The organism is Vibrio casei (assembly GCF_002218025.2).
GTDB classification, from domain to species: Bacteria; Pseudomonadota; Gammaproteobacteria; order Enterobacterales; family Vibrionaceae; genus Vibrio; species Vibrio casei.
In genome coordinates, this window is record NZ_AP018680.1 from 2,216,450 (window position 1) to 2,232,048 (window position 15,599).

12 protein-coding genes and 1 pseudogene are annotated in these 15,599 nt (G+C 40.4%); 1 reads left to right on the top strand and 12 read right to left on the bottom strand.

Translation table 11 applies throughout. The annotated features are described in order from the left end of the window. Positions 1-130: 130 nt before the first annotated feature. From ispH to murJ, 6 genes are all read right to left on the bottom strand, one after another. Positions 131-1,087, bottom strand: coding sequence for a 4-hydroxy-3-methylbut-2-enyl diphosphate reductase (gene ispH / locus VCASEI_RS10425; RefSeq protein ID WP_162621044.1), 957 nt, complete (start codon positions 1,085-1,087; stop codon positions 131-133). A 73-nt stretch (positions 1,088-1,160) separates the two neighbouring features. Next, positions 1,161-1,589 (bottom strand): FKBP-type peptidyl-prolyl cis-trans isomerase, encoded by a 429-nt coding sequence (fkpB, locus tag VCASEI_RS10430; protein WP_086961756.1) that lies wholly within the window; start codon positions 1,587-1,589, stop codon positions 1,161-1,163. Positions 1,590-1,691: 102 nt separating this feature from the next. Further along, positions 1,692-2,210 (bottom strand): signal peptidase II, encoded by a 519-nt coding sequence (gene lspA, locus VCASEI_RS10435; protein WP_394347152.1) that lies wholly within the window; start codon positions 2,208-2,210, stop codon positions 1,692-1,694. 2 nt (positions 2,211-2,212) lie between these two features. Beyond that, positions 2,213-5,071, bottom strand: a complete 2,859-nt coding sequence (ileS, locus tag VCASEI_RS10440; RefSeq protein ID WP_086961758.1) for an isoleucine--tRNA ligase — start codon at positions 5,069-5,071, stop codon at positions 2,213-2,215. Positions 5,072-5,131: 60 nt separating this feature from the next. After that, the gene (ribF, locus tag VCASEI_RS10445; protein ID WP_086961760.1) at positions 5,132-6,112 is read right to left on the bottom strand and encodes a bifunctional riboflavin kinase/FAD synthetase; all 981 of its coding nucleotides are present in this window, start codon (positions 6,110-6,112) and stop codon (positions 5,132-5,134) included. Positions 6,113-6,221: 109 nt separating this feature from the next. Then, positions 6,222-7,778, bottom strand: a complete 1,557-nt coding sequence (gene murJ, locus VCASEI_RS10450; RefSeq protein ID WP_086961762.1) for a murein biosynthesis integral membrane protein MurJ — start codon at positions 7,776-7,778, stop codon at positions 6,222-6,224. Positions 7,779-8,069: 291 nt separating this feature from the next. Between murJ and rpsT the strand changes: the two genes are divergently transcribed. Beyond that, on the top strand, positions 8,070-8,330 hold the full coding sequence (gene rpsT, locus VCASEI_RS10455) for a 30S ribosomal protein S20 (RefSeq protein ID WP_017056126.1): 261 nt from the start codon (positions 8,070-8,072) through the stop codon (positions 8,328-8,330). Between the two features lie 131 nt (positions 8,331-8,461). On the opposite strand, the gene VCASEI_RS10460 is transcribed toward rpsT, so the two are convergent. The 6 genes and pseudogenes from VCASEI_RS10460 to VCASEI_RS10485 form a co-directional block, all read right to left on the bottom strand. Continuing rightward, complete coding sequence (locus VCASEI_RS10460; RefSeq protein ID WP_086961764.1) at positions 8,462-8,752, bottom strand: ArsR/SmtB family transcription factor; 291 nt, start codon at positions 8,750-8,752, stop codon at positions 8,462-8,464. A 70-nt stretch (positions 8,753-8,822) separates the two neighbouring features. After that, positions 8,823-9,719 (bottom strand): transcriptional activator NhaR, encoded by an 897-nt coding sequence (gene nhaR / locus VCASEI_RS10465; protein WP_086961766.1) that lies wholly within the window; start codon positions 9,717-9,719, stop codon positions 8,823-8,825. A gap of 111 nt (positions 9,720-9,830) precedes the next feature. Then, positions 9,831-10,127, bottom strand: a pseudogene (locus tag VCASEI_RS10470) (thymidylate synthase); the annotation flags it as partial. A 312-nt stretch (positions 10,128-10,439) separates the two neighbouring features. After that, positions 10,440-13,223 carry a TrlF family AAA-like ATPase gene (locus VCASEI_RS10475; RefSeq protein ID WP_089110688.1) on the bottom strand — a complete coding sequence of 928 codons (2,784 nt, stop codon included), beginning with the start codon at positions 13,221-13,223 and terminating at the stop codon, positions 10,440-10,442. Between the two features lie 185 nt (positions 13,224-13,408). Beyond that, positions 13,409-14,251 (bottom strand): hypothetical protein, encoded by an 843-nt coding sequence (locus tag VCASEI_RS10480; RefSeq protein WP_089110687.1) that lies wholly within the window; start codon positions 14,249-14,251, stop codon positions 13,409-13,411. Between the two features lie 352 nt (positions 14,252-14,603). Continuing rightward, on the bottom strand, positions 14,604-15,443 hold the full coding sequence (locus tag VCASEI_RS10485) for an AbiJ-NTD4 domain-containing protein (protein WP_089110686.1): 840 nt from the start codon (positions 15,441-15,443) through the stop codon (positions 14,604-14,606). Positions 15,444-15,599: the final 156 nt, after the last annotated feature.

Sequence of the window (15,599 nt, forward strand, 5' to 3'; positions counted from 1 at the left end):
ACCTAAAAAGCAAAAGGTCGGTGGACAATAAATCCATCGACCTTTCTTTTTATCTTTACTTAGTCAACTGACCACTCAAATAACAACAATCCATTCATTCAGTTTCTAGGGTGCTATTGACCTATATTTTTTAATCTATATTTTTCACTTGCAGCTCTTTAGGCACTTCAAAGAACATATTTTCTTCACGTCCGAGAACCTCCTCAACATCTGTTGCACCAAGTTCACGGATACGATCAATGATTTGATTCACCAGATCTTCTGGCGCAGAAGCCCCTGCGGTCACACCGACTTTTACTTTCCCATCAAACCACTCCGGATTAATATCCTCGGCGCAATCTGTTAAATAACCGGGAGTGCCCAATTTTTCAGACAATTCTTTTAAACGTGTTGAGTTAGATGAATTCTTTGAGCCGACGACGACCATCACATCGACACTGCTGGCTAAAATCCGTACCGCATCTTGGCGATTTTGAGTCGCGTAACAAATATCATCTTTACGAGGCCCTTGGATTTCAGGGAAGGTCTTACGCAGTTGGTCAATCACATCGGAGGTTTCATCAACAGACAAAGTCGTTTGGCTAACATAATGCAAGTTAGAAGGGTCTTTCACCACTAAATGAGCGACATCTTCTGGGCGTTCAACTAGATACATTCCCCCGGTATGACTCGCGTATTGGCCCATCGTGCCTTCAACTTCAGGATGCCCTGCATGACCAATCAGCACCACCTCCATATTTTTACGGCTAGCACGTGCCACTTCCATATGAACCTTGGTGACCAATGGACAAGTCGCATCAAACACCGTTAACTGACGATCTTTCGCCTCTTGGCGTACTGCTTGAGAAACACCATGAGCTGAGAAAATAACAATATTGTCATCTGGCACTTCAGAAAGCTCTTCAACAAACACTGCACCACGCTGCTTTAAACCTTCAACCACAAAGCGATTATGCACAACTTCATGACGCACATAAATCGGTGGCTGATAAATTTCGAGTGCACGTTCAACAATGCTAATGGCACGATCAACGCCAGCACAAAAGCCGCGAGGGTTGGCTAATAAAATTTTCATGTTTTCAGTCATCTCTTTGTATCGCAAAAGCGTCCGTTAATGACGCTATTCTACCTATAACCTTTACTCTGACAACCGATAGATGTTATTCAACGTTTAAAATCTCGACATCAAAGATAACATCTTGTCCAGATAATGGATGATTGAAATCAACGGTTACAGACTCGCCTGACACTTCTGAAATGATACCAGGGATTTCCATACCGTCAGGACCATTAAAGGCCATGATGGTACCCACTTCCAATTCTTGCCCGCTAAAACGGCTACGATCCATATAATGAATGCTATCTGGATTGGGTAAACCAAACGCATCTTTGGCTTGAAGTTCAACCGATTGAATATCATCAATAGTTAAGCCAAGTAAACATTGCTCAAAGTTTGGGCTTAAACTGCCATCGCCCATCACGAACTTAGCGGGTTTCCCCATATTATGAGTACTATCTGCCACTGAGCCATCTTTTAGTTTAATCGTGAAATGTAAAGTCACAACACTAGTACTAGTAATTATTGGCACAAAACTTCCTTATTTTTATCGTTTTTAAGGTTGACAATATTATATAAAAAAGCGCCATTGGAAAAACCAATAGCGCTTTTAAACTGAGGCTTGAGTAACGTATTAAGCCTCTGGTTGTTCTTTTTTAGAGCGAAAACCATCAAGCACGATCATAACGGCACCAATACAAATAGCAGAGTCAGCCAAATTAAATGCTGGCCAATGATAATTACCCCAAAAGAAATCAAGATAATCAACAACAAACCCATGTACTAGGCGATCAAATACATTACCTAAAGCTCCACCAACCACTAAGGCATAGGCAACATTATTCCAGCTTTCTTTCGCTGGCAGTTTACGCATCCACACCATCAGCATCACACTTACAGCAAAAGCAATACCAGTAAAGAACCAGCGTTGCCATCCTTCTTGATCACTCAAAAAGCTAAATGCTGCGCCATAATTATTCACATAGAGTAAGTTAAAAAATGGGAAAACTTCAATACGGTTTGCCCAACCGTATCCCATCGTATTCATAACCAATAACTTAATGCCAATATCTAAGCAAAATACAAGGGCCGCTAGCCATAACCAGCGCAGTCCTGTTTGTTTAATGAGGTCACTCATATTAAGAGAACTCATCCTTATGCGAACTTGCGGACTTCGCCGTCGCCGTCAATATTAGTCACACAACGGCCACATACGGTTTCATGACCTGCAATCGTGCCAACATCGGCCACATGGTGCCAACAACGATCACACTTCTCAGCTTCTGAAGCCGCCACTTCTACAAATAAACCTTCAACTTCGGTTTCTTTGGCAGAGTCTGTTTTCTCACTTAACGGCTTAACTTGCGCTTTAGACGTTAATAGAACGAAACGTAATTCATCTTCAAGCTTATTGATGGTTGCAGCTAATGCGTCATCTGCGTACAGAGTGACTTCCGCTTGCAGTGAACCACCAATAGTTTTGTCGTTACGAGCCGCTTCTAGCAATTTATTCACTGAAGCACGAACCGTTTGGATTTGTGTCCAGAATTCATTATTTAGCTCTTCGCTTTCTGCAAGACTAAACAAATCATCGAACCATTCACCGGTAAATACAAATGTGTCACGAGCCTCACCGTTTGGAAGTTTGGCTGGCATTTCGTTCCAGATTTCATCGGCAGTGAATGACATGATAGGCGCCATCCAACGAACCAGCGCTTCTACGATGTAGTAAAGTGCAGTTTGACAGCTACGTTGTGCGTGGCCACCTTGTTTCGCGGTGTACTGACGGTCTTTAATCACATCTAAGTAGAATGAGCCCATTTCAATTGAACAGAACTGCATTAAACGCTGTGTTACGCCGTGAGTATTGTATTCTTCATACGCTTTGACGATCTCAGTTTGTGCCGCTTGTGCACGAGCTACCGCCCAACGATCCAGTGCCACCATATCTTCTGGCGCGACCATATCGGTTGCAGGGTTGAAACCGTTTAGGTTAGCTAGAAAGAAACGTGCAGTGTTACGAATACGACGATACGCATCAGCACTACGTTTTAGGATTTCATCAGAAACCGCTACTTCACCAGTGTAGTCAGTTGAAGCAACCCATAGACGTAAAATGTCAGCACCCAGCTTGTTAGTCACATCTTTTGGCGCAACCACGTTACCGATAGATTTCGACATCTTACGGCCGTTACCATCTACTACGAAACCGTGTGTTAACACTTGCTTGTACGGTGCTTCATCTTTCATTGCGATCGACGTGATCAATGAAGATTGGAACCAGCCACGGTGTTGATCTGAACCTTCTAGGTAAAGATCCGCGCTATGACCATTGAACTCATCACGGTTATCTACAACAGCGTAGTGGGTCACACCTGAATCAAACCATACATCTAACGTATCAAGTACTTTCTCGTAGTTATCGGCATCTTCTTCACTCATCAATTCAGCGGCATCAAGATCCCACCAAGCTTGTATGCCTTTCTCTTCTACTAGCTTAGCAACTTTCTCAATAAGTTCAGGAGAATTAGGATGTAATTCAGCGGTTTCTTTATGTACGAATAAAGCGATTGGCACGCCCCAAGTACGCTGACGAGAGATACACCATTCAGGACGACCTTCAATCATACCTTCAATACGGCTTTGACCCCACTCAGGCATCCACTCAACATCTTTAATAGCCCCTAATGCTTTTGTACGTAGACCCGCTTGATCCATCGATACAAACCACTGTGGTGTCGCACGGAAGATAATCGGTGTCTTGTGGCGCCAACAGTGTGGGTAGCTGTGCTCGTAAGCATGATGATGCAACAATGCACCATGCTCTTTTAACACTTCCAGTACAGAATCATTGGCTTTAAAGACGTGTTGTCCGGCAAATAGTTCTGTATCAGGTAAATAAACTCCGTTTGAACCGACAGGATTGGCCACTTCTAGATCGTAGTGTTTACCGACCACAAAGTCTTCTTGTCCGTGACCTGGTGCTGTGTGAACAATACCTGTACCAGATTCAGTCGTAACGTGATCACCTAAAATAGCAGGCACATCAAAATCATAAAACGGGTGATTAAAACGACTCAGCTCTAAATCCGAACCTTTCGCAAAGCCTAAGTTATGGAAATGCTCAATATTCACCGCAGCCATAACAGAAGAAGCAAGCTCTGATGCCACAATAATACGTTCTGCTGGTTGATCACCATTCGCTTCAACTTGAATCAATACATATTCAAGATCATCACGCAAACATACTGCGCGGTTAGCAGGCATAGTCCAAGGCGTGGTTGTCCAGATAACAATCGACACATCACCTTGGCCCTGATGGCCTTCTTTGCAATCAAATTTGCTAAGAACAGCAGCTTCATCTGTTGCTTTAAAGCGAACATAGATAGAAGGCGATACTTTGTCTTTGTATTCCACTTCCGCTTCTGCTAATGCTGAACCACAATCAGTACACCAGTGAACCGGTTTAAAGCCTTTCAACAAATGGCCTTGGTCTGCAATTTTGCCTAGAGCACGGATAATGTTTGCTTCGGTGCCAAAGTCCATAGTGCGGTATGGTTTGTCCCACTCGCCCATGATCCCTAAACGCTTGAAGCTTTCTTTCTGACCTTCTACTTGGCCTGCCGCGTATTTACGACACTCTTCGCGGAATTCAGCCGCAGAGATTTTTTGACCCGGCTTGCCTTTTTTCTTCTCAACCATTAGTTCGATTGGAAGACCATGACAATCCCAACCAGGAACGTATGGCGCATCAAAGCCAGAAAGCGTCTTTGACTTAATAATAATATCTTTAAGAATCTTGTTTAGAGCATGACCAATATGAATATCACCGTTGGCATAAGGAGGGCCATCGTGTAATACGAAGGATTTCTTACCTTTCTTTGCGGCACGAATTGCGCCGTAAAGATCTTCTTTGTACCAATGCTTAAGCATTTCTGGCTCACGATTAGCCAGATTTCCGCGCATTGGAAACCCTGTTTCAGGTAGATTCAGAGTATCTTTATAATCAGTCATCGATTCTTAATTCCGTTACATTGGGCGATATTAAATGAAAATTTTCGTAGAGCGGTTATGTTAGCAAACCGGCTCTGAAAACATATGATGCTCAAGCAGCCACACCCTTGCAGCTTGAGCATCTAATTCTATTTGTTGCTTAAGTAAGTCAAACGATTCAAATCTTTGTTCGTCGCGCAGTTTATGCAACAACACTACTTCCAATTGCTTACCATATAAATTTTGTTTGAAGTCAAATAAATGAACTTCAAGTTGTTGACGAATACCATTTATCGTTGGGCGATTACCAATATTAGCAACACCACCGATAATAGATTGCTTATCCGCGCCAATCACCTTGACGACATAAACACCAGAAACAGGAGAAACATTACGTTTTAACGGAATATTTGCGGTTGGAAAACCAATCGTCCGCCCCAACTTTCTCCCGTGTGAAACTCGGCCATTAATGCTGTAATCTCGCCCCAGCATTTTCGCAGCTTGAGGTAAGTCATCTTGCGCTAACGCTTGTCGAATCTCAGTACTACTCACTCGTACTGGTAACTCATTCGCCAACGAATTGGAAACAACACAAAAACTCTGAGTGCTCACGACTTCAAAACCATACTCTTTTCCGGCTTCAAGAAGATCAGAGAAGGAGCCTTTGCGATCTTTGCCAAAACAAAAATCATCACCAACCACTAAATACTTAACGCCTAAACGTTTAACCAAGAGATCTCGGATAAAGTCTTTGGGGCTTAAATTAGCAAAATCTTGGTTAAAGTTAACACAAACTAAGCGCTCTATTTTACATTTTGCTAGTTGAACAAATTTATCACGTAAGCGCGTTAACCTAGCCGGCGCTGCTTGCTTAGCAAAAAATTCCATAGGTTGAGGTTCAAACGTCATCACGACGGCAGGAAGCGACAGAGATTTCGCTTGCTCACAAAGCTTTTTCAATACTTGTTGATGTCCTAAATGAACACCATCAAAATTACCAATGCTTAGTACACACCCCTGATGGTGTGACTTAATGTTGTGAATGCCTCGGATTAATTCCATATGGTTCTTATTTACCAAATTTTTTGTTCAACTTTAAACCGGCGAATTATATACGCAATGCCTTTAAGATGCGAGCATAGCGCATACAATCCAAGTCAGTTTTATCCGATTAATTGGCTTTTAAATGCTTAAGACGAATACCTAATACCAAAGCCGAAATCAAATACACTAGTGCACCTAAGCCAATCAAGCCGACTAACCACATCGCTCGGTATGATGCTGTCCATTGAAGCCACACATCAAAATCGGCCATTTGCCAGTCAATAACAGAAACCATTAACCCACCCGCAATAACGATTTTAATCGTAAAAACAATCGTTTCTTTAGATAGTCGATAAACATTCGCAATATGTAAGCCTCTATATAAAAGCCCCATGTTGACTAATGCAGATAATGAAGTTGCCATCGCCAATCCTACATAACCGTAGAAATATGCAAAAATAGCATTAAAGACCATATTAGTGACCATCGCAATAATGCCGTAACGAACTGGCGTCTTAGTATCTTGCCTAGAGTAATAGCCCGGAGCCAAAACCTTAATCAACATAAAATTCAATAAACCTGCAGAATAAGCCCACAAGGCTAACGAAGCATTTTGTACATCACTTGGGGCAAATTCACCACGCATGAATAACACCATCAACATGGGTTTAGCTAATACGATCAAACCACACATAGCAGGCACGCCAAGCAAAATAACCATACGCACCCCCCAATCCATAGTACTTGAAAATCCTTGGCTTTCTGAGTCCACATGTTTACGAGATAGAGCGGGTAATATAACCGTGGCAATAGCGATTCCGAACAACCCCAGTGGAAATTCCAACAAACGATCAGAATAATAAAGCCAACTGATTGAACCGGTCATTAAAAAGCTGGCTACAGCAGTATCAAACAGCAGATTAATTTGACTGACGGATACGCCAAATAAAGCGGGAATCATTAAAGTGCGGATTTTTTTTACACCAGGATCATTCCATCCCCATTTAGGCTTAACTAACATACCTTGTTTGAATAAAAATGGGATTTGAAATAAGAATTGAACCAATCCCCCCAATAAAACACCAATCGCCAAACCAACTTCCGGTTGCTCCATGTTTGGCGCAATATAAAGTGCAGCAAGAATCATCATTACATTCAAAAAAACGGGGGTGAATGAAGAAACCGCAAATTTACCGATGGTATTTAAAATGGCGCCCGATAAAGCAACAAAAGTAATAAACCAAAGATAAGGAAAAGTGATTTTTAATAAGAAACTAGCAAGAACAAACTTATGGGTATCAGGGCCATCATTCACCCAATCCATAAACCAGCCGGCACCAAAAATAGCAGTGACGAGACCCGACCCCAAAATACCAAATAAGGTAACAATAGTGACTAAAACGCCGAGAGTCCCAGATGCTTTCGCAATAAGATCCCGAGTTTTATCTATATCCCCAGAGGCATGATACTCGGTGAGTACCGGCACAAACGCTTGTGAAAATGCACCTTCGGCAAACAATCGTCGTAAAAAATTGGGAATTCGATTAGCAAAAAAGAACACGTCAGCCGCCGCGCCAGCCCCCATCAAATTTGCAACGACGACATCCCGAACAAGGCCTAACACCCTAGAAACAAACGTCATGGAGCTAACAACAAGCCCCGATCTAAGCAGTTTTCTACTCACAAGTGCCTCAAATATAAAGAATTCATAATACGAAACTAAGCACTCAAAGAAAAAGTTTCAGTAATCAACAAAACTTAAACACTTGAGTGACTTTGTAATGAGATAATTAATAGCATTGGTATTCAAATGCTGATAGAATCCACGCCATCTTAACCGCGATAGCCATACTTCACCAAAATTTGTTTGGTAAAGATTGGTTTTCGCACAAATCTGTTGACATTTTTTTTGGAAAAAGGCATAGTCCTCGCCCTTAAATTGTCACCGAACTAAAGTTTTTTGGGAGTTAGACCCTTGGCAAACAGTAAATCTGCTAAGAAGCGCGCTATCCAAGCTGAGAAACGTCGCCAGCACAATGCTAGTCGTCGTTCTATGATGCGCACTTACATGAAAAAAACTATCGCTGCTATTACTGCTGGCGATAAAGAAGCTGCAACTGCTGCACTAGTTGAAGTTACACCATTACTAGACCGCATGGCGACTAAAGGCCTTATTCATAAGAATAAAGCTGCTCGTCACAAGTCTCGTTTTGCTGCAGCGATCAAAGCACTTTAATTTTTAAAGTTGCTTAAATTGCTAAAAAACCGACCATTGGTCGGTTTTTTTATATCTAAAATTTGAGCTCTGGTTAAATACATCATTATTTTCTTGATGAATGCAACGCATTAATAATCAATAACTTATGTTTAACTGTATAATTTATGCAATTGCTTAATCATTGCTTTCACTTCTTTATTCTGTAATGAGTAATACACTGTTTGAGATTCTTTACGTGTACTGACTAAGCCATCTCGTCGTAACCATGCTAAATGCTGGGATAAAGCCGACTGACTCAAAGGCAACTTTTCACATAACTGCCCGACTGATAACTCTTTTCCATGTAAAATACACAATAGCTGTAGTCTATTTTCATTTGCCATGGCTTTCAGAAGAACCACGGCTTGAGAAAGATTATTTTCTATTTTTCTCAAATCCATCTTACTGCCTCTCATTATTGGCTATCTTATTATTCGTTATATAGTAAATACGATTCTCAATAGTTAACGTCTATTGTTCTCGAAATAACCCACTAAAATCAGCATCACACACATTTTTTACAGATGGGTGTTGGATCATTCTTTCTGCAAAAATAACGTAATACTCTTCTTTTAGATCTTCGACTTCGGCAATCAAATGAAGAGGAATTTCATCTTTCACTTCAGAAAGGTATAAATTCGGTGCTAAAAAAATAGCATCGGTATGATAACGAGCAAATGCTTTCATTAAAGCAGAATCATCAAATTCACCTAAAATATTAGGCGTAATTCCCAATCTTTCAAACCAATGCATCACATTTCGTCCCATTGATGTCCTTCTCCCTGGAATCAATAACTTTCTTTCCGTCAAGATAGAAGGAAAGTCGCTATCAGTGATCGGTAAGGAAGAATAAAAACTCATTTTGCACTCACCAAGCTTTTTACTATAAAGGCCAGGACTTTGACTTGAGTCAACGGGACAATCAGACAATATCATATCCAATTTATGCTGGGATAATTGCTCAAGTAATAGTTCATGCGTTGATTCAAAACAGCGTAGGTGAATACTGTTATCTTCTGGCACGGTATTGAGCAAAATCTTACTCACTAATCGCTTAGAGAGCGCATCTGCAACCCCAACATCAAATAGCACATTATCTTGTTGTGAGTAATTAACAATATCAAGCATTTCATAGCTAAGGCCAAACATTTTATCGGCGTATTTAAACACCAGTTGGCCAAGCTCTGTCGGCTCAACACTACGACCACTGCGCTTCATCAGCTTGCCGTTCATTCGCTCTTCAAAGGCTTTAATTTGCCCAGTCACTGTTTGAGGAGTAAGAAATAATGCTTCTGCGGCTTTAGCTACGGATCCTTGTTTACATACCATCCAAAAATAATACAAATGGTTGTAATTTAAATGCGACATAATTAACCTCGAAAAATCCGAATATTAGCCAGTTATAATATGGTTTTTCCGAGAAATAAAAAAGCCTCAATTACACAAAAGTAATTGAGGCTAGATACTCTTAAAGGCTATTTACACTGAAAAAGGATATTGAATCGGATCGTGGCATTGATAATCGGTCACTTCAAAATCATCCAATGTGACCCATGTTTCCAAATCTTCTAATGTTTTTATCTTAGGGTTAATATGAAATTTCGGTGCATTAAACGGTTCTCGCTTTAGTTGAATATCACGCATTGGCGTCAGTTGATCTTCATAAATATGACCATTAACAATTTTATGATACGCAACTCCCGCTTTCTTACCCGTGATTTGCGCCATAATCGCTAAAAACACATAAACTTGAACCATATTAAAGTTTAAGCCAATATTGTTTATACCCCTTAAAAAAGGCACATTACGCCTAAGTGAGAGAATGAAAGCAAAAAAATTCTAATGTGCATTTTTAACTTAGCACAGTGTACTCGATGTAAATAACTGACGATTGTTACATAAAGTTTGATTACTTCTCAAGCACGTTGCGAGTGAACAACTCACGATGAATACAATAAATATTGATCAATTTTAAAAACGTTTTGGACAAAAGTTTGTCAGTGATTTTGCTAAATTAGCTTTTCACGGATTATCAAAAGTATGGCAAAACCTCTAATCGAGTGGCCAACTTCTCGCTTCTGTCAGCCGCTATATTAAACGCTTATATCTATTGTTAAAGGCCGTGGTTCCACCTTCCATAATCCTACAGATAGTTTCACGCATTTCACTGTCCTGTATCGAGCCTTTATTTTTAATAAAGCACTGATTATTAAAGTCAAGTGCATGTACCATCTCAGCATCACCGTTTACCACGATGTTGGGGTTGTGTGTGACCATGATTATCTGACGCTTGCTCTTAGTTGCCTTAATTTGAGACACTATCAAGTCATATATTAAAGAGTTATCCAAATCGTCTTCTGGTTGATCGATAAAAAGTGGCTTCTCGCTATGCGCCAATAAGAAAGCCAGCATTGCAGCAGCTCTTTGACCAGCTGAGCCTTGGGTTATTGGAGTGAAGTTTTTCCCGTCCCCTGTGCGGCTATACTCAACGTCCAAACCATCCTCTGGGAACCAGTACAAGAGAGAGTCAGCAAAGTCTTGATGCTGAGTATTCATATTCACCAGTTTGTTCCTGAATCTGGCCGAGAATGTCTGCTTATCTGCTCCAGTAGATACTTTGTAAAGCAAGCTTTGTATATCAAAAATGGCTCTATCACGATCCTCTTGATTCGGAAGCTTAGCCGCATTCAAAAAAGACGAAACAACACCTTGTTTACCGTTTTCGCCCTTTATATAAATATCCGATGCGAACTCAGTTTTAGCTGAAAGCAAATCTCGAAATGCATGTTCCATGACCATAGCGCTGCAACCATATGGTCTTACAGAGATCTTTACATAGTGATTATCAGAAAGCACTTCTTGAAGAAATAGTTTTCTACGCTCTGTTTGCTTAAGTCTTTGCTGCCTTATCTCTTTAAGATCCTCGTTAGCCAGTTTAACTTTTTCTTGAAGCTGCTGTTGTGCATTCATTGCCCTAACTAACTTATCAGCTAACTCCTTCTCAGATTGAACAAGTTGGCCATACTCTTTTAGGTTATTGATCCCTTCGTTCTGTAGTTGAAGTTGTAAATCAGTATATTGTTTTACGGCTTGGTCAAACTTTGCCTTCCAATTACTACTTATTAAAACGGCCTCTATGTCATTAACACTTGTCTGTAGTCCTTCAATAGAATCTTTTATGGCATTTTTTGTTTTACCAACAGCAGTATCTAGAGAGTTAGTAAAAGCTTGAATGTCTGCGTCAAAGTCTGAAGGTGTCGCAATAGTGGAGACTATTTCCTCGTGCAAGAAAAATCCGCTTAATCTATTTATCAAGTCCCATGTTTCAGATTTCTTGGTCTCAAATAGTTGTTTCTGTTTCTGAAACTTGTTGTATTCAGTAAGAATTTTCTGATGGTTACTCTGTGAGAGCTTTTGAATTTTTGCTCTTATGTCTTGTAGTTGCCTCTTGAGTGCTGGTATCTGATCAGCAACTTGTTTCAAACTCCTAGCCTCAGCTCTCTTTGCGCAGAACTTCAATTGGGCCGTTTGAAGTTCCTCATGGTCAATATTTGCCGAACGATCTATTAACTCAAGTAACGGCTGCTTATTTTCACCAACTAGAGTTGCTATTTGTCCCTGGCTATAAAGGTCAATAGGGAATCGGTCTTTGGTAATTTCCTGGTCTTGACTTGTTTTCCAATCACCCCCGTCTTCCTCAAAAACTGTTGTTTCGTTAGTGACTTGCGACCAAATTAGACGATAACGCTTACCCAACCGCATATAAATTAGCTCTACTTTAGTACCTTCCTTAAGAGCTCCAAAATCGTCCTTTGATTTTGGTACTTGCATGAATTTGGAATATGTCTGGTATGGCGTAGTATCTTCATCTAGCTCAGACTGTTTCCCTGATACAGCTCGTAGAGAGTGCGTAATAGTAGACTTACCAGTACCTCTTCCTCCTACAATCGCATTTGAATAAGGGCTAAATGAGAGCGACGAAGCAAGTCTCCCTTGCCCCATATATCGAGCATCTTTAACTTGTATCGACTCAATGAAGTTATCAGGTGTTTCATGTGGATTGAATTGAATTAGGTCATCAAACCGCTTAATAGAGAACTCTTGACCATCTATCAAAGCAAGTTTTAAAGATGCGAGCGTAGGGGTTTCCATTTTGACCCAAGTGTATCGACTACCTGGTTTATCATTTCCACGAAAACCATGACTATCAGATCCAACAACTTCTGATAAGTTAAGTCTGCTTTGAATATAGCTCTGCGGCTTATCAACTTCAGTATCGACAACTTCAATGGCGCTAAGTAATCCTGTTTCGAATATTTTACGAAGATACCTATCGTTAGCTACGGGTGACTGTGATTCATTCTTGGTTTGTAGAAGACCGTTATCTCGATCTGCGTGTGCCGCTATAGGAATGCAGTCAAATTCAGGCAGGGTTATAACTTCGTTAAGAACTCGGAGTAAACTCATAGAACCTGAGCCGCTGTGGTCACCACAATCTCCTCTGTAACCAGCGGAGGTAATGAACTGTTCGATTTTCTTTTGACTAGTACCTGGCGCGAATACAACTATTAAATGAAACTCATCCTCGGTTGTAAGTTCGACCCCAGGGAACACAGTTATATCTCTGAACCCTTCAGGCAGATTAACTTTCATTTCTTCGTATGTGCTTTGCAGGGCATCCACCCAACCAGCCCCGTTATGATCTGTTACTGCAACGCAATCAATCCCCTCAGCCATGTACTTTAAAAGCCAATCTTGGGGAGATAAATTATGATCGTACTTCGCCCACATTGAGTCTGTTGATTTAGGAGTATGCGTATGGAAATCGAACTTGTACCACTTAGCTCCCGGATATGGCCACGCACTAGTCATTTATTTTCCTTGTGTAGTGGCAAATTGAAATTGGCCACATTGTTATATGAAATCACTTTATAAGCACAAGAATAACTAGGTCAAATAGCTGTCTCTGTAAATGAGATTTTCGAGTATGAATAGATACTTACGAGAAAATCCCTATTCTGCCTAACCAGGAAACGAAGCCCAATTATCTTGTAGACTTAAATCGTGAAGAAGAAGTCGATTTCTTTGATTGTGAATACTAGCTGCTTAGTTTCATTGTCCACTTCCAGACCAATTGTTGCACTGTTAAGCTCTTCACTGCATTGAGCTGACTCGAGTATTTGAGGCATATTGGCTTTGATAGTTTCAAATTGATGATTGAGCATGGCGATGACTTTCTGCGAATTTATAACAGCATTTATAGGTGAGCCATTTGCTGTAACTCCACATCCTGGGTTCATATACTCTGTGCCGTCATTAACGATTATATTGGCGTTAGCATGCTTGTTTCTTAAAGTTTTGTACTCAGCCTCGGTTAACTTTTGCATTCCAGAGTCCATCCTGAAAGCTGACATTCGATCTGCCCAGTTTTCATGCATAACTTCTATTAAATCTAAATCACACCAAGAGCGGTGATTGAAAATGCCGATGATATGAGCATAAGCACAATCAAAATGAACAAACAGCAGTTCACCAGTTCTTTTTACAAAACCATCACTTTGGCACTCAAGGCTTAGATGCAAATGTTGAATCCCCCAATGCGATAGCATGTCATCATCATAGTCCAGTTGTTTGAGCTTCCTACTTTGATATTTCCTTAAAGGATTACCAGCCTCAATATCGCTCTTAATAGCGGTATATGCAGACTGAAACTTATTTGGAACAATAAAACTATTCGCTTCTTTCACTTCTCTGGGAATGCTATCAATAATTCGACATTTATATCTTTGATAGGAATAAATAGGCTCATAATGAGTAGGAGTATCTACCTTAAACTCGTCTAAGATTTTACGCTCGCAGTAGCGAGTGTAGTCATCTAATATCTCATTCCGAAGTTCCATCATTCCTCCTAAACCTGACACCATTGGGGCTGCTAAGAGCCGTTAACCTATATTGCCGTCTCTACTTTGTGAACTCAATTTACAATCAGTAAGTTAGCGATAAAAAGCGCCATTCAGGCTGATAAACTAAACACGTATTCAGTTAGTATTACAACTTACTTTCGGATAAGTCTTCGTAGGGCAAACTCACATTAACAGCATGTGAATGAGTAAAAGATCTAGCGTACAATGGGGCAAGGACGTGTTTGTCGAGATCGACGTCAACACGTCCTTGGACAAAAGCTTCTTAGCTTAAATAACTTAGGCACATTAGCTCACGTAAGAAAAAGCATCTTGAAACCTTAGTCGTTTGTTAGTTTTTTTCACCCGCCTTACCAATCATGTAATTGACAAATGAGCTACATGAAACCAGCATAAACTTTGCGTCGACATATGTAAGTATGTCCTCTTCCAAAAGAGCATGTCTTATACCCCCCGAGTCATTGGTAAATCCATACAAGTTTGATAAAGCTTTCTTAAATGCAGGATGAATCTGGTGACTTTTTTCTATTCTGTTTAAAGCCGCACCTAATGTTGCCTTGTCATCTTCAGTTAGACATTTACATAAGCTTTCAACAGCACTGATTGACTCTTTTATAGAATTTCTGTAGTCCGGTTGCTTTCGATCTGAAAGTAAAGCTAAGGCTCTCTTAAGGTGTTGATTAACTCCTGAGAATTTAGATGAAGTATCAATAGCCTCTTCGATACTAGCGACTTCTTCTTCAGACGTAATGTCAGTAAGTACACCATCCACAAACCTATAAGCGGACAGCTCTTTTTCAAAAATATGGTTGCAGAACTTGATGAATTCAGGAGCCATATTCTCTGGGCAATATGACGCTGTAAATTCAATGAAGTCATAAGCTTCATACCACTTACATTCAAAAAAGTATTTCCGTACCACACGATGAGCCGACTCTATGTCATGAGGTAAATTATCAAGCGGACGCTTAAAATAATTGTGCCAATAATGCTGAAATAAACCATATACGTTAGCCTGCTCAAAGTACTGCTCGTACCTTGAGTATTCGATTTGCTTCCAAATACATATATGCATTGCGTTCCACAACCCCGAGCGTAATGGTTCATCCATACTATCCTTCTGAATAGTATCTCTTACTGATACAAAACCCTTTCTTTTTGAAAAAAGCATACGATCTCCATTAATAAAGCTTACGCCCAATTAAGTAGTGAGCAACACAATACAAAAGCCGTCGCATTGCGCCATAAATACAAAACTCACTACAAATAATAACTGTCACGTGTTACGAATCTGCTTAAATCATTTGTAGGCTTCTAGCCACCAACC